18 protein-coding genes are annotated in these 18,246 nt (G+C 66.8%); 6 read left to right on the plus strand and 12 right to left on the minus strand.

The genetic code is table 11. The features are described 5' to 3' along the window. Positions 1-102: 102 nt before the first annotated feature. Positions 103-2,007, minus strand: a complete 1,905-nt coding sequence (gene dnaK, locus QZL87_RS00395; RefSeq protein ID WP_295322436.1) for a molecular chaperone DnaK — start codon at positions 2,005-2,007, stop codon at positions 103-105. Positions 2,008-2,162: 155 nt separating this feature from the next. Here dnaK and QZL87_RS00400 point away from each other — a divergent pair, with 155 nt between their 5' ends. The 3 genes from QZL87_RS00400 to QZL87_RS00410 all read left to right on the plus strand — a co-directional run bounded on the left by QZL87_RS00400 (position 2,163) and on the right by QZL87_RS00410 (position 4,782). After that, a complete protein-coding gene (locus tag QZL87_RS00400) occupies positions 2,163-2,705 on the plus strand; it encodes a copper chaperone PCu(A)C (protein WP_295322437.1) in 543 nt (180 codons plus the stop codon). Between the two features lie 6 nt (positions 2,706-2,711). Further along, positions 2,712-3,191, plus strand: a complete 480-nt coding sequence (locus tag QZL87_RS00405; RefSeq protein WP_295322441.1) for a vgr related protein — start codon at positions 2,712-2,714, stop codon at positions 3,189-3,191. 235 nt (positions 3,192-3,426) lie between these two features. Further along, the gene (locus QZL87_RS00410) at positions 3,427-4,782 is read left to right on the plus strand and encodes a DNA recombination protein RmuC (protein WP_295322444.1); all 1,356 of its coding nucleotides are present in this window, start codon (positions 3,427-3,429) and stop codon (positions 4,780-4,782) included. Between the two features lie 132 nt (positions 4,783-4,914). Here QZL87_RS00410 and QZL87_RS00415 read toward each other — a convergent pair whose 3' ends face one another. The 8 genes from QZL87_RS00415 to QZL87_RS00450 form a co-directional block, all read right to left on the minus strand. Next, complete coding sequence (locus tag QZL87_RS00415; protein WP_295322446.1) at positions 4,915-5,628, minus strand: META domain-containing protein; 714 nt, start codon at positions 5,626-5,628, stop codon at positions 4,915-4,917. A 148-nt stretch (positions 5,629-5,776) separates the two neighbouring features. Then, positions 5,777-6,586 carry an RNA methyltransferase gene (locus QZL87_RS00420; protein WP_295322449.1) on the minus strand — a complete coding sequence of 270 codons (810 nt, stop codon included), beginning with the start codon at positions 6,584-6,586 and terminating at the stop codon, positions 5,777-5,779. A gap of 144 nt (positions 6,587-6,730) precedes the next feature. After that, positions 6,731-7,009, minus strand: coding sequence for an HPr family phosphocarrier protein (locus QZL87_RS00425; RefSeq protein WP_295322451.1), 279 nt, complete (start codon positions 7,007-7,009; stop codon positions 6,731-6,733). Next, positions 7,006-7,434: a PTS sugar transporter subunit IIA gene (locus tag QZL87_RS00430; RefSeq protein WP_167919829.1), complete on the minus strand. Its 429-nt coding sequence runs from the start codon at positions 7,432-7,434 to the stop codon at positions 7,006-7,008. The genes QZL87_RS00425 and QZL87_RS00430 overlap by 4 nt, the downstream gene beginning before the upstream one ends. Positions 7,435-7,448: 14 nt before the next feature. Beyond that, positions 7,449-8,387 carry an RNase adapter RapZ gene (gene rapZ, locus QZL87_RS00435; protein WP_295322453.1) on the minus strand — a complete coding sequence of 313 codons (939 nt, stop codon included), beginning with the start codon at positions 8,385-8,387 and terminating at the stop codon, positions 7,449-7,451. Beyond that, the gene (locus QZL87_RS00440) at positions 8,384-8,830 is read right to left on the minus strand and encodes a serine kinase (RefSeq protein WP_295322455.1); all 447 of its coding nucleotides are present in this window, start codon (positions 8,828-8,830) and stop codon (positions 8,384-8,386) included. Before QZL87_RS00440 ends, rapZ begins: the two co-directional genes overlap by 4 nt. A gap of 248 nt (positions 8,831-9,078) precedes the next feature. After that, on the minus strand, positions 9,079-10,686 hold the full coding sequence (locus QZL87_RS00445) for a stimulus-sensing domain-containing protein (RefSeq protein WP_295322457.1): 1,608 nt from the start codon (positions 10,684-10,686) through the stop codon (positions 9,079-9,081). Beyond that, a complete protein-coding gene (locus QZL87_RS00450; RefSeq protein WP_295322459.1) occupies positions 10,676-11,386 on the minus strand; it encodes a response regulator transcription factor in 711 nt (236 codons plus the stop codon). Before QZL87_RS00450 ends, QZL87_RS00445 begins: the two co-directional genes overlap by 11 nt. Positions 11,387-11,787: 401 nt before the next feature. On the opposite strand from QZL87_RS00450, the gene QZL87_RS00455 reads away from it, so the two are divergent. Next, entirely contained in the window at positions 11,788-13,389 is a 1,602-nt protein-coding gene (locus tag QZL87_RS00455) for a phosphoenolpyruvate carboxykinase (protein ID WP_295322461.1), read from the plus strand. 47 nt (positions 13,390-13,436) lie between these two features. Beyond that, entirely contained in the window at positions 13,437-13,886 is a 450-nt protein-coding gene (locus QZL87_RS00460; protein WP_295322462.1) for a hypothetical protein, read from the plus strand. A 56-nt stretch (positions 13,887-13,942) separates the two neighbouring features. Here the strand turns inward: QZL87_RS00460 and QZL87_RS00465 are convergent, their stop codons facing one another. From QZL87_RS00465 to QZL87_RS00475, 3 genes are all read right to left on the minus strand, one after another. Beyond that, positions 13,943-14,881 (minus strand): DUF2268 domain-containing putative Zn-dependent protease, encoded by a 939-nt coding sequence (locus QZL87_RS00465; protein ID WP_295322463.1) that lies wholly within the window; start codon positions 14,879-14,881, stop codon positions 13,943-13,945. Further along, positions 14,878-16,722 carry a DUF885 domain-containing protein gene (locus QZL87_RS00470; protein WP_295322466.1) on the minus strand — a complete coding sequence of 615 codons (1,845 nt, stop codon included), beginning with the start codon at positions 16,720-16,722 and terminating at the stop codon, positions 14,878-14,880. The genes QZL87_RS00465 and QZL87_RS00470 overlap by 4 nt, the downstream gene beginning before the upstream one ends. A 218-nt stretch (positions 16,723-16,940) precedes the next feature. Continuing rightward, positions 16,941-17,339 (minus strand): DUF3597 domain-containing protein, encoded by a 399-nt coding sequence (locus tag QZL87_RS00475; RefSeq protein ID WP_295322469.1) that lies wholly within the window; start codon positions 17,337-17,339, stop codon positions 16,941-16,943. A 176-nt stretch (positions 17,340-17,515) separates the two neighbouring features. Between QZL87_RS00475 and QZL87_RS00480 the strand changes: the two genes are divergently transcribed. Continuing rightward, entirely contained in the window at positions 17,516-18,106 is a 591-nt protein-coding gene (locus QZL87_RS00480; RefSeq protein ID WP_295322470.1) for a DUF937 domain-containing protein, read from the plus strand. Positions 18,107-18,246 lie beyond the last annotated feature (140 nt).

The following is an 18,246-nucleotide window of genomic DNA, read 5'->3' on the forward strand; positions in this document are numbered from 1 at the left end:
GCCCTCTCCCCTTCTGGGGAGAGGGTTGGGAGAGGGGCCCGAAAGCCGCCGTCCTTCCCCCTCTCCCCAGCCCTCTCCCCAGAAGGGGAGAGGGAGAAGGGTTTACTTCTTGTCGTCTTCGACTTCCGAGAATTCGGCGTCGACGACATCTTCGTCGGCCTTGCTCTCGCCAGCGTCGGCGTCGGGCGATGCCGCGGCCTGCTGTTCCTTCTCGTAGATCGCCTGGCCGAGCTTCATCGCGACCTGCGCGAGCGCGCCGGCCTTTTCGGTCATCGCGGCGGCGTCGCCACCCTCGACCGCCGTCTTGGCTTCGGCGATCGCGGCCTCGATCTCGGACTTGAGGCCCGCGTCGACCTTGTCGCCATGTTCGGCGATCTGGCGTTCGGTCGAGTGGATCAGGCTTTCGGCGTTGTTCTTCGCCTCGGCCGCCTCGCGGCGCGCCTTGTCCTCTTCGGCGAACTGCTCGGCGTCCTTGACCATCTGGTCGATGTCGGCGTCGCTGAGCCCGCCCGAGGCCTGGATCTTGATCTGCTGTTCCTTGCCGGTGCCCTTGTCCTTGGCCGACACGTGCAGGATGCCGTTGGCGTCGATGTCGAAAGTCACCTCGATCTGCGGCACGCCGCGCGGTGCGGGCGGAATGCCGACGAGGTCGAACTGGCCGAGCAGCTTGTTGTCCTGCGCCATTTCGCGCTCGCCCTGGAACACGCGGATCGTCACCGCCGACTGATTGTCGTCGGCGGTCGAATAGACCTGCGACTTCTTGGTCGGGATCGTCGTGTTGCGGTCGATCATCTTGGTCATGATGCCGCCCAGCGTCTCGATGCCGAGCGAGAGCGGGGTCACGTCGAGCAGCAGCACGTCCTTGACGTCGCCCTGCAGCACGCCCGCCTGGATCGCGGCGCCGATCGCGACGACTTCGTCGGGGTTCACGCCGGTGTGCGGTTCCTTGCCGAAGAAATCCTTCACGACTTCGCGCACGCGCGGCATGCGCGTCATGCCGCCGACGAGCACGACTTCGTCGATCTCGCTCGCCGACACGCCGGCGTCCTTGATCGCCTTCTTGCACGGCTCGAGCGTGCGCTTGACGAGGTCTTCGACCAGCTTCTCGAGGTCCGAACGCGTGATCGTCTTCACAAGATGCTTCGGGCCGTTGGCGTCGGCGGTGATGAAGGGCAGGTTGACCTCGGTCGTCGCGGCTGACGACAGTTCGATCTTCGCCTTTTCGGCGGCTTCCTTCAGCCGTTGAAGGGCCAATTTGTCGCTGCGCAGGTCGATGCCTTCGTCCTTCTTGAATCCGTCGGCGAGATATTCGACGAGCTTCGAGTCGAAATCCTCGCCGCCGAGGAAGGTGTCGCCGTTGGTCGACTTCACCTCGAACACGCCGTCGCCGACTTCGAGGATCGAGATGTCGAAGGTGCCGCCGCCAAGGTCATAGACCGCGATCGTCTTGTTCTCGGTCTTGTCGAGGCCATAGGCGAGCGCGGCCGCGGTCGGCTCGTTGATGATGCGCAGCACTTCGAGGCCCGCGATCTTGCCCGCGTCCTTGGTCGCCTGACGCTGCGCGTCGTTGAAATAGGCGGGAACGGTGATGACGGCCTGCTCGACCTTTTCGCCCAGATAGGCTTCGGCGGTTTCCTTCATCTTCTGAAGGATGAACGCGCTGATCTGCGACGGCGAATAATCCTCGCCGCCCGCCTTGACCCACGCGTCGCCGTTGGCGCCCTTGACGATGGTATAGGGGACGAGTTCCATGTCCTTCTTGGTCATGGGATCGTCGAAGCGGCGGCCGATCAGGCGCTTCACCGCAAAGATGGTATTTTCGGGGTTGGTGACGGCCTGGCGCTTCGCCGGCTGGCCGATCAGGCGCTCGCCATCCTTGGCGAAGGCGACGATCGACGGGGTCGTGCGCGTGCCTTCGACATTTTCGATAACCTTGGGTTTGCCGCCTTCCATCACCGCGACGCAGCTGTTCGTGGTGCCGAGGTCGATCCCGATCACTTTCGCCATTGATACTCGTCCTTGTTGCTTCCTTGGCGCCCTCAACAGGCACGCCGTCCATGGGATTTGATGGGGGCGATATAGGTGCGCTTTGCCTTGGCACAAGGGCTTTGACGGCTTATCGAGGGTGCGAAAATACCGCGCATTTACGGAGTCCTCCCAAAATGAAACCCTTCGCCTCCAGTCTCTTTGGCGCCGCTCTTGCCGCCGCCGCGCTCAGCCTGACCGGTTGCGGCGAAAACCTCGGCGCCGGACAGCAGCTCAACGTCGTGAGCGGCCATATCGTGATGGGGGCGACGCCCGATCGCCCGGCAGTCGGCTATTTCCGCGTCGAGGGCGGGCCACGCGACGTCGAGCTGGTCGCGGTGACCAGCGATCTCGCGCAGCGCGTCGAGATGCACGAGAGCGTGCGCGAAAATGGCGTGGTGGCGATGAAGCCGCTCGCGCGCGCGGCGGTTCCCGCCAAGGGCGAACTGGTGTTCAAACAGGGCGGCAAGCATCTGATGATCTGGCACATCAACGGCGCCGCGGTGCGCGCGGGCAAGCTGCCGATGGCGTTCGTCTTCACCAACAACAACAATGAGCGCATCCTCTTCGACATGGTGATCAAGCCCGCCGAGGGCGGCGCGGCCGGTCATGGCGCGATGGATCATGGCGCGATGGAGAAGGGCGCCGAAACGGCGGCGCCGGGCGCGGCCAAGAAATAAGCGCGGGTGCCGCGCCCGTCGCGACCGTTGACGCCGGGGGAAATCGCGCTCGCCCGCCCGGTGTTCGGCGACGCGATCGCCTATGACCGCGTGCGCATCTGCCACCATAAATGGATGTTCTTCCAGCCGCGCCATGTCGTGATGGCGCCGATGGGCAGCATCCATTTCAACCCGCACGGCGACCTCTACTGCGACGATTTCAGCACCGCGTCGCAGCGGCTCAAGGGGCTGTTCATCCACGAAATGACGCATGTGTGGCAGGCGCAGACGCGCGGGCGGTGGTATCTGGTGCTGATGCGCCATCCGTTTGCGACCTACAGCTACAGCCTCAAACCCGGCTGGCCGCTCCATCGCTACGGACTCGAACAACAGGCCGAGATCGTGCGGCATTACTGGCTGTTGACGCAGGGCATGATCGTCGGCGGCGCGCCGGGAGTGGATGCCTATCGCGCGATCCTGCCGTTTGCTGGCGGTGGAGCGGGGTAATGTCTGGATTCGGCCGGGAGCGGCCCTTTACATCGTCATCCCCGCGAAAGCGGGGACCCAGAGCGCGCGCAGGCCGATCCCACACTGGGTTCCCGCGGAGGCGCTGCGCGCCGTCTGCGACTCCGCGGGAATGACGAATGTCGGGAATGGCCTCTCCCCACTCCAATGCCGCACCCGCCCCCGCTCTCCAATTAGCCCCTAGCCAAGCCCCCGGCGTTCGTCCTATGTTCCGCTCATGAATGGAAGCTCGCTCGTCGCCGCCCTTGTTGCCCTCGCCATCGGCGCGTTGATCGGCTGGCTTTTCGCCGGCCGGCAATCGGGCGGGCTCAAGGCCGAGCGCGACGGTCTCGCCGAGCGGTTCAGGAGCGCGGTGACCGACCTCGCGGCCGAGGCCGAGGCGCGCAAGGCGGCCGATATCCGGCTCGCGGAAGTGCTGAGCGAACAAAAGGCGCGCGACGCGGCGCACGACGCGCAGATCGCGCAATTGAAGGACGCGCAGGCGGCGCTCACCGCGCAGTTCCGCGAGGTCGGGCAGACGATGCTCGGCGAGGCGCAAAAGGCGTTTCTCGAACGCGCCGATGCGCGTTTCCGGCAGAGCGAGGAGACGGCGGGGCAGAATCTGAAGGCGCTGCTGTCGCCCGTCCACGAGCGGCTCGCCAAATATGAGGAAGCCGTCGGCAAGGTCGAAGCCGAACGCCGCGACGCCTTCGGCCTGCTCCACGGCCAGATCGCCGCGATGCGCGAGGGCACCGAGCGCGTGTCGAGCGAGGCGGCGAAGCTCGTCAACGCGCTGCGCAATGCCCCCAAGGCGCGCGGGCGCTGGGGTGAGCAGCAGCTTCGCAACGTGCTCGAAAGCTGCGGGCTTTCTGAACACGCCGATTTCCAGACCGAGGTCAGCGTCCAGGATGGCGACGGCGGACGGCTGCGCCCCGACGTCGTCGTCAAGGTGCCCGGCGGGCAGAGCCTGATCATCGACGCCAAAGTGTCCTTGAACGCCTATCAGGACGCGTTTGGCGCGGTCGACGAGGGGGAGAAGGTCGCGCATCTCGCCGCGCATGCCGCGGCGATGCGCGCGCACGTCAACACGCTCGGCGCCAAAAGCTATTGGAACCAGTTCGACGGCACCCCCGACTTCGTCGTGATGTTCGTCCCCGGCGAACATTTCCTCGCCGCCGCGCTCGATCAGGATCACGAGCTTTGGGACTATGCGTTCGAGCGCAAGGTGCTGCTCGCGACCCCGACCAATTTGATCGCGATCGCGCGTACCGTCGCGGCGGTGTGGCGGCAGGAAAAGCTCGCCGGACAGGCGCGCGAGATCGCGGCGCTGGGCAAGGAACTTTATGCGCGCATGTCGGTGATGGGCGCCCACATCGCGCGCGTCGGCAAGAATCTCGATCAGGCGACGGGCGCGTACAACGCCTTCGTCGGCAGCTTCGAATCGCAGGTGCTGACGCAGGCGAAGCGGTTCGAGGCGCTCGACGTCGAGACCGGTGGCAAGGACATCCCCACGCTTCCCGTCGCCGAACAGGCGGCGCGCCCGCTCGCCAAGCTGGCGCCGGCGCCAGCGGCGGTCAACGACGCGGGGGAATAGGTCCGTCATACCTGAAAACCCGTTCGCCCTGAGCCTGTCGAAGGGCCGTTCTTGTCTTTTACGTTCAAGAAAAGAACGGTGCTTCGACAGGCTCAGCACGAACGGGGTTTGATGATGCGCGGGCTTTGAAGCTCAAATCACCCGCTTCAGCGCCGCCGTCTGCCCGTCGCTCCCTGTCAGGATCAAGGTGCCGTCGGTCGGGAAGGTCAGACTCACCGGGCCGCGCATCAGCGCGAAGAAGGCGCTTTCCTGCGTCATGCCCGCGCCGGGGCACGCCATCTTGGTCGCCATCAGCGGCCCCGCGGTCAGCGTGCGGTCGGCGAGCGAATAGCCGCCCGAAAAGCGGTTGCAGCCCGCGCTGCCGCTCAGCCGCTCGGCTTCGAAGGCGAGCGCGGTCGGGCGGTCGGCCGCGACGGGCACCCCGCCGATCGACACGAAGGTCCAGTTGGTTCCCGCGAGCTCGGTGGGCGGTAGTATCCCGCCGCCGCAGCCTTTCACCGTCTTGCCGTCGGCGGTGACCGTCACCGTGTCGGCATAGCGGCGGTCGCTCATTCCGTCGCTGCATTCGCCGCGCGTGACTTCGACCTTCAGCCGATCGGTGACATATTCCTCGCCATTCGCGACGGCGCGCGCGCCGGGGTTCGGCACCATGATCTTTGTCTCGCCATAATCGCCGTCGTAATTGAGCCGCGACGGCGTGATCTCGAGCGTCCACCCGGGCTCGGTGCCGAGCGCCATATAGGCGGCGGGCGGTTCGCCGGGGCCGCGCGGCATGTCGCCGGCGGGCGCGCAGGCGGCGAGGGCGGCAAAGGCGGGTAGGGCAATCAGGAGCGGAGTGCGGATCATCGAACGGACCTTTCCTCTTCGTCATCCCGGTCCTTCGACAAGCTCAGGAGATCCGGGATCCATTCGGCGTCTGCTTGTCAGCCGAAGGAAGAATGGATGCTGAATCAAGTTCAGCATGACGAAGTCTATAGCAGTTCGCAGGGCGAGACTATCGCCGCTGGTTCAGCACCTCATACGCCATCACCGCGGTCGCGACCGCGGCGTTGAGGCTGTCGGCCTTGCCCAGCATCGGCATTTTGACCCGCACGTCCGCCGCGGCGGCATATTCGGGCGGCAGACCTTGCGATTCATTGCCGGTCAGGATGAAGGTCGGCGCGGCGTAGCGCACCGCCTGATAATCCACGCTATCGTCGCCGAGCCAGGTCGCGACGAGCTGGCCGGGTCCCTGACGCAGCCAGGGCAGGAACTCTTCCCAGCGCGCGACCACCAGCTTCTGCGTGAAGATCGCCCCCATGCTCGCACGCACCGCCTCGACCGCATAGGGGTCGGTGCTGTCATCGAGCAGGATCAGCCCGCCCGCGCCGACTGCGTCGCCGGTGCGCAGCATCGTGCCGAGATTGCCCGGATCGCGCAGCCGCTCGGCGACGAGCCAGATCGGCGCCGCGTTGCGGTCGAGATCGGCGAGCGCCGCCCTGGGCTCGGCGTAGATGCCGACCACCGTCTGCGGATTATCCTTGCCCGACAATTTGGAAAGGATCGCAGGCGTCGTGTCGATCACCTCGCCCCCTGCGGCCAAAGTCGCGTCGACCAGCGTCTTCGCCAGCGGATGCGCCGCGCCCTCGGGGCCCAGGAACAGCCATTGCGGTAATATTCCGGCCTCGCGCGCTTCGGTCGCGATGCGCAGCCCTTCGGCGAGGAACAGCCGCTCGGCGCGGCGATGGCGCTTCTCGCGCAGGAGCCGCATCCGCTTGACCAGCGGGTTCGACAGACTTTCGATGGTGGAACGGCGACCGGTCATGTCCACTCGTCCGTGCCCCTGCGCAGGCTGGGCCCCATCACCCGAGCTACCGTTGCCGAGCAAGCGTGGGAGGAAAAGGATAGCGCAGGCGATGGGCCCCTGCCTGCGCAGGGGCACGACCGTAGGAAAGAACCGGTCATCCGGTCAATCCTCGCCGAAGCTGTCCTTGACCAGCCCGACGAGCTTCAGAAGCGCCGCGTCGGCGCCGTCGCCCTTCGTATGGATGGTGATCGAATCGCCCTTGGCGGCGCCGAGCATCATCAGGCCCATGATCGACGTGCCGTTGACGCGGCTGCCGCCCTTTTCGACCTCGACCGACACGCTTTCGGGCAGGCGACTGACGAAGGTCACGAATTTGGCGCTGGCGCGCGCGTGCAGGCCGCGCTGGTTGGTGATCTCGACGGTTTCGGAAATCTCGTTCAAGGGCCTACTCCCAGCATCTCCGATGCGACCGAAATATATTTCTGGCCGGCTTCCTTCGCCGCGATCACCGCGGCGCGCAACTCCATCGTCTTGCGCGCGCTTTCGAGCCGGATCAGCATCGGCAGGTTGACGCCGGCGATCACTTCGGTGCGCCCCGCTTCGAGCAGGCTGATCGCGAGGTTCGACGGGGTGCCGCCGAACAGGTCGGTCAGCATCACGACGCCGCGGCCCTCGTCGACCTTGCGAATCGCGTCGGCGATTTCCTTGCGGCGCATCTCCATATTGTCGTTGGGGCCGATGCACACGGTCGCGATGGCCCTTTGCGGACCGACGACATGCTCCATCGCGCGCACCATTTCCTCGGCGAGGCGGCCGTGGGTGACGAGCACCATTCCCAAGAGCGGCAAAGCCTTATCGTTCGGCATGCAGTCGTCGACCCTTATATGTTGCCGCCGGATGCGGGAGACGCGGGCGGGGGCCTGCCCTCAAGCCCATCTTGCGGGGCGGAGTCAAGGTTGCGGTGGGTCAGCACTGGCTCATATCCGGACGCGCGTAGCGTCTGGGTCACACGGTTCGCGACATGGACCGAACGGTGCCGCCCGCCGGTGCAACCGAAGGCGATGGTGACATAGCTTTTGCCCTCGGCGCGGTAGCGCGGCAGCAAGGTCAGGATCAGCCGCTCGATCTGCGCGACGCTGTCCTCATAGGCGGGGTCCGCGATCACATAGGCGGCGACGTCGGCATCGAGCCCAGTGCCCGGCTTGAGCTTCGGGTCCCAATGCGGGTTGCGCAGGTAGCGCATGTCGAACACCAGGTCGGCGTTGCGCGGCAGGCCGCGCGCGAAGCCGAAGCTCAAAATGTTGAGCACCGGTTCGCCGCCGTCCGCGACGGCGAAACGCTGGCGGATTTCCTGCTGCAGGTCGTTGCTGCTGTAATTGGTCGTGTCGACGACATGCTCGGCCCAGCGGCGGAGCGGCTCCATCATCTCGCGCTCGCGCGCGATGCCGTCGGCGGCGGGGCGGTCCTCGGCCATCGGGTGGCGGCGGCGCGTTTCGGAAAAGCGGCGCTCGAGCTCGGCGCCGGCGCAATCGAGGAACAAAGTCTGGATGTCGCGGCGGCCGCTTTCGCGCAACTCCTTGATCCGCCGCACGAGCAAGGCGGGACGAAAACCGCGACTCCGGCTGTCGATGCCGATCGCGAGCGGACGCCCCGCCTCGCCGGGTTTGACCGGCCCGTCGATCAGCGTTTCGAGCAGCGCGAGCGGCAGGTTGTCGACGACCTCCCAGCCCAGATCCTCGAGCACCTTGAGCACGGTCGACTTGCCCGCGCCCGACAGGCCGGTGACGAGCAGCAGCCGTGATTCGGTGGTTTCGCTCATGCGGCGGGCGCCAGCTGTTCGAGCGCGAGCAGGATCTTGATCGGCGCCGACGCCTCGAACGCCGACAGCAGCAGCGCGGGAAGCGGGTGGCCCGCAACCGTCTCGACCTGACCCACCGCGGGCATGCGGTCGTAGCGGTCGGAGAGGCGCACCGCGAGCGCGAGCGACACCGGCGCCGTCCACGGCCGTTCGACGATCCCGATCCCGCGCACCTCGAGCTTGCCGGCCAGCGTCTCGGGCGGGCGGCACCACAGGCGGCCGCGCTCGAACCAGATGTCGCAGCGGTCGTCGGCGACCAGCCTGGCGCCGCGATCGATCAGCCGCAGCGCGAGGTCCGATTTGCCTTGTCCCGAATTGCCGAGGATCAGCACGCCGCCATTGCCCGCCGCGACGCAGCTGGCATGGATGTTGACGATTTCGATTCTGGTCCGGCTCGGAAGCATGGCGCAAGGCTTACCGGCGCCGACGCGGTGCCGCAAGGCGACAAACTGATCCTCCCTGTGGCGAAGCCATGGGGAGGTGGCAGCGGCGGAGCCGCTGACGGAGGGGCCATGTCGCGACGTCGCGGCCCCTCCACCACTCGCTTCGCGAGAGTGCTGGGTCGTCCAGTCCCCCGGACTGGACTTGGATTGCCGGGGGCAATCCAACCCTGCACTCCCCCTCCCCATCGCTGCGCGACAGGGAGGATTGTTCAGCCCCCTTCCTGCCCGCCCTCGCGCGCGGGCAGGGTGATCAGCAGGCTGGCGCCGGGCTTGCCGTCGTCGCGATCCTTGGCGCTGATCGTCCCGCTATGTCCTTCGACGATCGTCCGCGCGATCGCGAGGCCGAGGCCGCTGTGGCGGCCGAACGCCTCGCCCGGCGGGCGTTCGCTGTGAAAGCGGCGGAAGATCGCGTCGCGCTGCGCCGGTTCGATCCCCGGGCCATCGTCGTCCACCTTCACATGCACCTCGTCGCCGAGCCGGGTCGCCGAAACGCAGACAAGCCCGTCGGCGGGCGAGAAGCTGATCGCATTGTCGATGACATTGTCGATCGCGCGCTCGAGCCGGTGGCCGTCGCCCATCACGACGGTCGTGCCCTTGCGCGGGCGCGCGAAGGCGACGCGCGGGTGCGGCGTCCCCGCCTCGACGCGCGCGGCGCGCGCGGCGAGCATCGATTCGATCATGATGCCGACGTCGACGGGTTCGAACAGGGTGCGCGACAACTGCGCGTCGACGCGGCTCGCCTCGCTGATGTCGCTCACCAGCCGGTCGAGGCGGCGGACGTCCTCGTCGGCGATGCGCAGCAATTGCGCGCGCTGCTCGTCGCTCTTGACGCGGCCCAGCCCCTCGATCGCCGAGCGCACCGAGGCGATCGGATTCTTGAGCTCGTGCGTCACGTCGGCGGCGAAATGCTCGCCCGCGTCGATGCGTTCGCGAAGGGCTTGCGTCATGTCCGACAGCGCGCGCGCGAGCGTGCCGATCTCGTCGCGGCGGCTCGGCAGGCGCGGGACGACGACTTCGCGCGCGCGGCCGAGCCGGACGCGCACCGCGGCGCGCGCGAGGCGGCGCAAGGGGCGGACGATCGTGCGCGCAAGGAAGAGCGAGAGCAGCACCGACGCCATCAGCACGACGAGGATGACCACCGCGAGGCGGAAGCGTTCGGCGCGCACCGTGCGCGTGATGTCGCGCGCGTTGAGCGTCATCAGCACCGTCTGCGGCGTTTCGAGATCGACGACGCGCGCGGCGCTCAAGAGCGGCGTGCGCTCGGGCGCATAGCGGAAGCGGCTGGCCGCGAGGCCGCTTGCCTGCGCCTCGACGACCTCGGGCCACGATTGCGCGCGGTCGATGCGCGGTTCCTCGAAATCGGGATAGCTTGGTGCGCCCACGATCCAGTCTATGCCGCGATCCATCGCGCGCGCGGCGTCGCGTTTCCACGGTTGCAGCTCGGGATCGCGCAGCGTGTAGGTCGGCGGCCCGTTCGCGAAGCTGTCTGAAACACGTCTTCCATCGGCGCCATAGAAGCGCAGCCGCGATTCGGTCGCCTTGGTAAATTCGCTGATCAGGGTGGCGCGCTGGTCGGGGCGTGCGGCTTCGAGCGCGCTGTCGAGCATCGCGAGCTGGTCCTTCATCACCTCGATGCGCGTGTCGACCAGCCGGCTGCGATAGGTGTCGAGATAATAGAAGCCGCCGGCGAGCAGCGCGATGGCGAGGATATTGACCGCGAGGATGCGCGTCGTCAGCGACCAGCGCGCCGACCAGACGAGCGGCGATTCCTCCTGCTCGGCGATGCTCGCGTCGGCCTTCAAGACGTCAGCTTTCATCGGCAAAGCGGTAGCCCGCGCCATAAAGGGTCGCGATCGCGTCGAATTCGGGATCGACCTCGCGGAACTTGCGGCGCAGGCGCTTGATGTGGCTGTCGATCGTGCGGTCGTCGATATAGACGTCGTCCTGATAGGCGGCGTCCATCAGCTGGTTGCGGCTGCGCACGACGCCGGGGCGGTTCGCGAGCGTTTCGAGGATCAGGAATTCGGTGACGGTCAGCGTCACGTCCTTGCCGTCCCACGCGACCTTGTGCCGCGCGGGGTCCATGCTCAGCCGCCCGCGCGTGATCGGCTCGGCGACGGGCTCGTCGTCGTCGCTCGGCGGCGCGCGATTGAGTTCGACGCGGCGCAGGATGGCGCGGATGCGCGCAATCACCAGGCGCTGCGAAAAGGGTTTGGCGATATAGTCGTCGGCGCCCATCGCGAGCCCCAAAGCCTCGTCGATCTCGTCGTCCTTGCTGGTGAGGAAGATCACGGGAAGCTGGCTCTTCTCGCGCAGTCGGCGCAGCAGTTCGAGCCCGTCCATCCGCGGCATCTTGATGTCGAAAACCGCGAGGTCGGGCGGGTTGTCGATCAGCGGCTTCAGCGCCGCCTCGCCGTCCGAATAGACGCGCGTGACGAATCCTTCGGCCTGCAGCGCGATCGACAGGGATTGCAGGATATTGCGGTCGTCGTCGACCAGCGCGATGGTTGCCGTCATGCTCTTTCCATAGGGCGGGCGGGTTTTGGCGCGATCCTCGTTGACCGTTCGTGTCGAGCGAAGTCGAGACACCCGTCGAAATGGCGTCACGCCGAAGGGCATCTCGACTTCGCTCGATGCGAGCGGTTCGAGGGGGTCGCAAACCCACCTGCTCGTAGCTCATCCCGCTCTCACCGACAACCGCGCGCGCATGGCACCGGTTCCCGCGCCCATGCGCTCGTCGCACATGCTGCACTGCGCCACGTTAATCTTTTGACCTCGGCCCCCGCCCTCGCTAACGGAGCCGGGATTTCGGAATCGGCGGACACGTCGGCACCCATGGAGATGCGGGCCAGCCCATTAGCGCGCCAGGCATTGCATAGGTATGCAAGGACGCCGCCGGACAAGGAAAGGCGAAGCGAATGACCAAGGTTGTGATCGGCGGCGACAGCGTCGAGACGAAAGCGGATGTCGCCGAAAACTGGGGCACGCCGGCGCTGATCGAGGAGGCGGTGCGCCATGGCGAGGGCCTGCTCGCCAAGGACGGCCCGCTCGTCGTCCAGACGGGCAAGCACACCGGCCGCAGCGCCAAGGACAAGTTCATCGTCCAGGATGCGGAGACGGCGGACACCATCTGGTGGGGCAAGACCAACGTCCCAATGACCCCCGATCATTTCGCCGCGCTGAAGGCCGATTTCCTCGCGCACCTTGCCGAGCGTCCGCGCCTCTATCGCCAGCAGCTGTTCGGCGGCTCGCAGCCCGAGCATCGCGTCGGCGTCCAGGTCGTCACCGAACTCGCGTGGCACAGCCAGTTCATCCGCACTTTGCTCTGCCGCCCGACCGCGGCCGAGCTCGCGGCGTTCGAAACCGAATATACGATCATCGACCTGCCGAGCTTCCGCGCCGACCCCGCGAAGCACGGCACGCGCAGCGAAACCGTCGTCGCGGTCAACTTCACCGAAAAGCTCGTGCTGATCGGCGGCACTGCCTATGCCGGCGAGATGAAGAAGTCGGTGTTCGGCATCCTCAACTATCTGCTCCCCGTCGATGGCGTGATGCCGATGCACTGTTCGGCCAACATCGGCCCCGACGGCGACACGGCGGTCTTTTTCGGCCTCAGCGGCACCGGCAAGACGACGCTGTCGGCCGACGCCTCGCGCACGCTGATCGGCGACGACGAGCATGGCTGGTCGGACACCGCGGTCTTCAACTTCGAGGGCGGCTGCTACGCCAAGATGATCCGCCTGTCCGAAGAGGCCGAGCCCGAAATCTACGCGACCACCCGCCGCTTCGGCACCGTGCTCGAAAATGTCGTGATCGACCCCGCGACGCGCGCGCTCGACCTCGACGACAACAGTCTCGCCGAGAATACCCGCGGCGCCTATCCGATCGACTTCATTCCGAACGCGTCGGAGGCGAACATGGGGCCGGTGCCGCGCACCGTGATCATGCTGACCGCCGATGCCTTTGGCGTGCTGCCGCCGATCGCGAAGCTGACCCCCGATCAGGCGATGTATCATTTCCTGTCGGGCTATACCGCGAAGGTGGCAGGGACCGAGATCGGCGTGACCGAGCCCGAGGCGACCTTCTCGACCTGCTTCGGCGCACCCTTCATGCCGCGCCACCCGTCGGTCTACGGCAACCTGCTCAAGGAACGCATCGCCAGGGGCGGGGTTCAGTGCTGGCTCGTCAACACCGGCTGGACCGGCGGCATGGCGACGATGGACGGCATCAAGCGCATGCCGATCAAGGCGACGCGCGCTTTGCTGAATGCGGCCCTCGACGGCAGTTTGAACGATGCCGAGTTCCGCAAGGATCCGAATTTCGGCTTCCTCGTCCCGGTCGCGGTGCCGGGCGTCGACTCGGGCCTGCTCGACCCGCGCGAGGCGTGGGCCGACAAGGCGGCCTATGACCGGACGGCCGAGGCGCTGGTGCAGCAATTCATCGACAATTTCGCGCAATTTGCGGACCATGTCGACGAAGGCGTCCGCCAGGCCGCGCCGCGGGTGGCCGTCGCGGCATAATCGACCCGGAAACTTCCGGGTGTTCCTCACCCGGAAGGACCGGACCCATGACCACCGAATATAAACCGCGCCTGTTCGCGCGCGACGAAGAGATACGCGCGATCGGCGAGGGCTTGCTCGCGCGCGCGCTGCCGCGCGCGGCGTGGACGCACGAGGCGCATCTCGCCGCGTGCCTCTGGCTGCTGAGCGAGCGCCCCGACATCGACGTCGATGCCGAAATCGCAGGGCTGATCCGCCGCTTCAACGAAAGCGTCGGCGGCGTGAACGATGACCATGGCGGCTATCACGACAGCATCACCCGCGCCTATGTCGCGGGCGTGCGCCTGTTCCTGTCGGAAACCAGGGAAGCGGACCTTGCAACGCGCGTCAACGCGCTGCTGCTATCCCCGATGGGGCGCCGCGACTGGCCGCTGCGCTTCTACAGCCGCGACCTGCTCTTTTCGGTTCCCGCGCGACGCGGCTTCGTCGAACCCGACCTCGCGCCGCTGCCGAAATAACCTTGGCAAGCTGTGTGCTCCCGCCTTCGCGGGGATGCACCGCTGAAAATTGCCGTTTAGAGTGCCATCCCCGGCGTCCATCCGCTCGCGGCGAGGAAGGCGGCGGGGTCCTTCATCTCGACGATCGCCTTGATGGCCGCCGCCTTGTCGGGCGCGTGGTCGTAATAGCTCTTCGCGACGCGATAGCCGACCCAGTAACCCAGGTCGCCCGGCCAGCCGTCGGCGCCCTTCTGGTTGTAGAGCCAGCGCGAGCCGATCGCCTTCTGGTCCTTTTCGGCGAGGAAGATCGTCTCGAGCTCCGTCTCGCGCCCCTTCGCCCATTGGTGCAGCAGCGGATAGGCGACCGATCCGGTCATCCGCTCGGCGATAAATTCGGCCGCGCCTTCGACGAGCGCCGCGCGCAGCACCGATTCCTCGCGGTCCTCGACCTGCGCCAGCGGCTGCTGCACATGGACATATTCATGCGCGATGACATGGACGAAGCGGTCCTCGTCGTCGGCTTCGATGAATTTGGCGGCGCACAGGGCTTCGAGGCCGATGTAGAGCCCTTTCGCATTGGCGGTTCCCGCGGTCGTCGCGCGGCCGATGGCGATGGTGATCGGCGGGAATTTCGCGGCGGGATAGATTTGCGCGAGGCGGTCGGTCGCGGCGACAAGGCGCGTGCGCACCGCGGGAAGATTGGCCGCGCAGCCGCGCGCGTCGGCAAAGACCTGCGGCTTCTTGCTCAGCGCGGCGGCGAGCTTTTCGGGCGTGATCCGGCGCATCACCATGAATTCCGCAAGTCCCGGCGAGGGGGTGGCGAGATAGCGCGCTGCGACCACTTCGGGCTGCGCCGCGAGCGCGGGGTCGTCATAGAGCGCGTAAAAGCGATCGACGTCGCTCGTCGCGATGGTCACGCGCGCCGCGGCGTCCGCTTCGGCTTCATGCGCGTGAGCGGGAATCGCGGCGAGCAATGCGGCGCCAAACAGGCCCTTCATCATGACGTGCGGCCTCATGCCTTCGCCTCCCGCACATATTCGTCGACATTCTGCGCCAGCACGTCGAGCGGGACGTTGCCGCCCTTGACCACGACATCGTTGAAATCGCGCAGGTCATATTTTGCGCCCAGCGCCTTTTGCGCCAGCCCGCGCTGGCGCACGATCTCGCTGTGCCCGACCTTGTAGCCGCAGGCCTGCCCGGCCCAGCTGCAATAGCGGTCGACCTCGCTCGCGACCTCGAGCGGGTTCGAGCCATTCTCGCGCACGAAAAATTCGACGCCCTGCTCGCGCGTCCAGCGTTTGGCGTGGAGGCCGGTGTCGACGACGAGGCGGCAGGCGCGGAAGGCGAGCGACTGGAGATAGCCGAGGCGCCCGACCTCGAAATCGTCATAGAGGCCGAGTTCGTCGGCGAGCTGCTCGGCATAGAGCGCCCATCCTTCCGAATAGGCGTTGAACGCGAGCATCGTACGGATCAGCGGCATCGCATGCGCATATTCGCCCTGCCACGCGTGCCCCGGAATCGCTTCGTGCATCGCGAGGTCGGGCAGCGAATATTTGCTGTGCAGCTCGGTCGTGCGCAGGTTGATCCAGAAGCGCCCCGGAATGCTGCCGTCGATCGACCCCGCGCCGCCATAGGCCGCGGGCGCGCCGGGTTCCTCGGCGAGCGGCAGCCGCTTCACCTCGACATTGCCTTTCACCAAAGTGCGGAAGGCGCGCGGCAGCTCGGCGCGGATCTTGCCGAGCCAGGTCTGGATATAGGCGACGATCTCGGCGCGGCCCTGATCATTGTCGGGGAATTTATATTTGGGGTCCTTGGCGAGCGCGTTCATCCGGTCGCCGACCGACCCCTGCGTATAGCCGAGCTTCCTGAGGATCGGGTCCATGCGGCCATGGAGTTCGGCGAGTTCCTCGCGGCCCATCGCGTGAAGCTCGTCGGGGGTCATGCGCGTCGTCGTCGAGGCGCGCAGCCCCCACGCATACCATTCGTCGCCGCCGGGGCGCGCCCACATACCCGCATCCATCACCGCCTTCGGTCGCTGCGCCTTCAGCTCGGCGAGCTGGCGTTCGAGCGCCGCGGCGACCGGTCCCCGCACGATCTTCGCCGAGCGCGCCGACCAGTCTCCGGCGATTTTCGCTTCGCCGGTGCGGCGGACGAGGCTTTCGACCATCGAGCCGCCCGCCTTGGCGTCGGCGATCGTCGTCTCCATCTGCTTGATCGCCTTGTCGATCAGGAAGGCGGGGGCGATCAGCCCCTGGCCGCCCGCCGCCTTCAGCCGGTCGGTCTCGCCGTCGAGGACGCCGGGAAAGGCATTGAGGCGCGCGAGATAGGCCTCGGCGTCGGCCGACGACTTCACCGGATGGTCGCTGTCGAGGAATTTGGGGATGTCGAGATAGGCGCCGACATTCTGGATCACCACGTAAGGCGTGTTGCGCCAGCCGCCGACGGCGACATCGCCATAGGGGAGGGCGAAGCCCGCGAGCGCGACGTCATAGGCGCTTTCGACCACGGCGAGGCTGGTGCGCGTGGCATGGTCGAGCCCTGTCTTGTCGAAGGCGCGGACGCGCGTGACATCGGCTTTCAGCGTGCCCGCCAGCGCCTGCACCCCCGCCGCCGAACGATCGCCAAGCTGTCCGCGCATCGCCGCGCGTGCGCCAGTGTCGATGCCCAGCGAGGTCGCTCCCTCGGGTGACTGCGCGAGCAGATTATCGGCGATCGAATCGAGCAATTGCTGCGCGTCGCTCTTCGGCGCGTCCTGCAGCGCCGCGGCGGGGCCCGCAATGGCGAGCCCCGCGGTGCCCGCGCCAAGCGTGGCGAGCGTGCGGCGGCGGCTGACGGGGGTGGAAAGCGGATGTTGCACTACGGGCTCCCTGCGACTTTGTTTCTGTTGAAACCTGTCTAGGGAGTGGGGCGCGGCGCGGTCAATGGGCCGGCATAAAAAGCCCCTCCCCTTCAGGGGAGGGGTTGGGGTGGGGGCCATCGGCCTTGCGCAAGGCTTCGAGCCCCCACCCGCTGCGACTAAGCCAGCAAGCTGGCAAGTCTCGCGCCCTCCCCTGAAGGGGAGGGTGGATTTCGCTATCAGTCGGTCAAATCAGCGGGCACCTTGCCGCCGTTCGCGGCGAGCTCGCGCATCACCGCCTTGTGCAGCCAGATGTTCATTTCGGCGCTGCCGTCGAGCGCGCCGGTATAGCCGAGCTCCTGCGCCAGTTCCTTGCGGTTGGCGAGGCTCGAATCGATGCCGAGCAGCTTCATCAGGTCGACGATCGACGTGCGCCAGTTGAGATCCTGCCCGGCGTTCGCCGCCTCGGCGGTGAGAATCGCATCGACATCGACCGGCGCGGCGGCGGCGGTCGCCATCGCGCTCGTCGCGGCGTCGAGCGCGGTGCCGACGGGGCTGGGCGCGGCCGGGGCGGCGGGCTGTGCGGCGACGGCCTTCTTGCCGAAAATGGCGTCCTTGATCTTGCCGAAAATGCTCATTGTTCAAGCTCCCACTAGAAATGCGGCCAACCCGGAAGGGGCGAGTCGAATAGCCGCAGGCTAGGACTATGCACTTGAGAATGACAGCCAAATGAACGACTCCTCCTCCTCCCGGCGGCTGCTATAACAAACGCCGATCGGCGCGGTTCGATCCGCGCTCGAGAGGGAGAAAAGAAATGAATCTCACCGACATTCTGGCGCAGGCCGGCGGCATCGAATCGATGGCGAAAGAATTGGGCATTCCGGCCGCGACGGCGAAGCAGGGCGCGGACGCGCTGCTTCCCGCGATCCTCGGCGGGTTCAAGAAACAGGCGCAATCGGGCGGCGTCGAGGGGCTCGGCGGGCTGCTCGGCCAGCTCGGCGGCGGCGGCCTGCTCGACTCGGTGCTCGGGTCGCAGCCGACCCCGGTGAACCAGGGCAATGACGTGCTCGGGCAGATCTTCGGGTCGAAGGACGTCAGCCGGACGGTGGCGGGACAGGCCTCCGCGCAAACCGGGATCGATTCGGGAATCCTCAAGCAGATGCTGCCGATGCTCGCGATGATGGTCGCGGGCTATATGGCGAAGCAGGGCGGTCAGGGCGGCGCGAGCGGCGGGCTTTCGGGCGGCCTCGGCGGCATGCTCGGCAATGTCCTCGGCGGCGCGATGGGCGGTGGCGCCGCGCCGTCGGCGGGCGGCCTCGGCGGTTTGGGCAAAATGCTCGACATGGACGGCGACGGCAATCCGCTCGACGACATCATGGGCATGGTGGGCAAGTTGCGGGGATAGCTGCCGGACGGCGGACGATGGCCGAAAACGGCCGGAAGTTGCCGTCTCTTATTCGTCACCCCGGACTTGATCCGGGGTCCATTCACGCAGCGTGGAAAGAATGGATCCCGGATCAGGTCCGGGATGACGAATGTCTGAGA

This window comes from uncultured Sphingopyxis sp., from assembly GCF_900078365.1.
Lineage (GTDB): Bacteria > Pseudomonadota > Alphaproteobacteria > Sphingomonadales > Sphingomonadaceae > Sphingopyxis.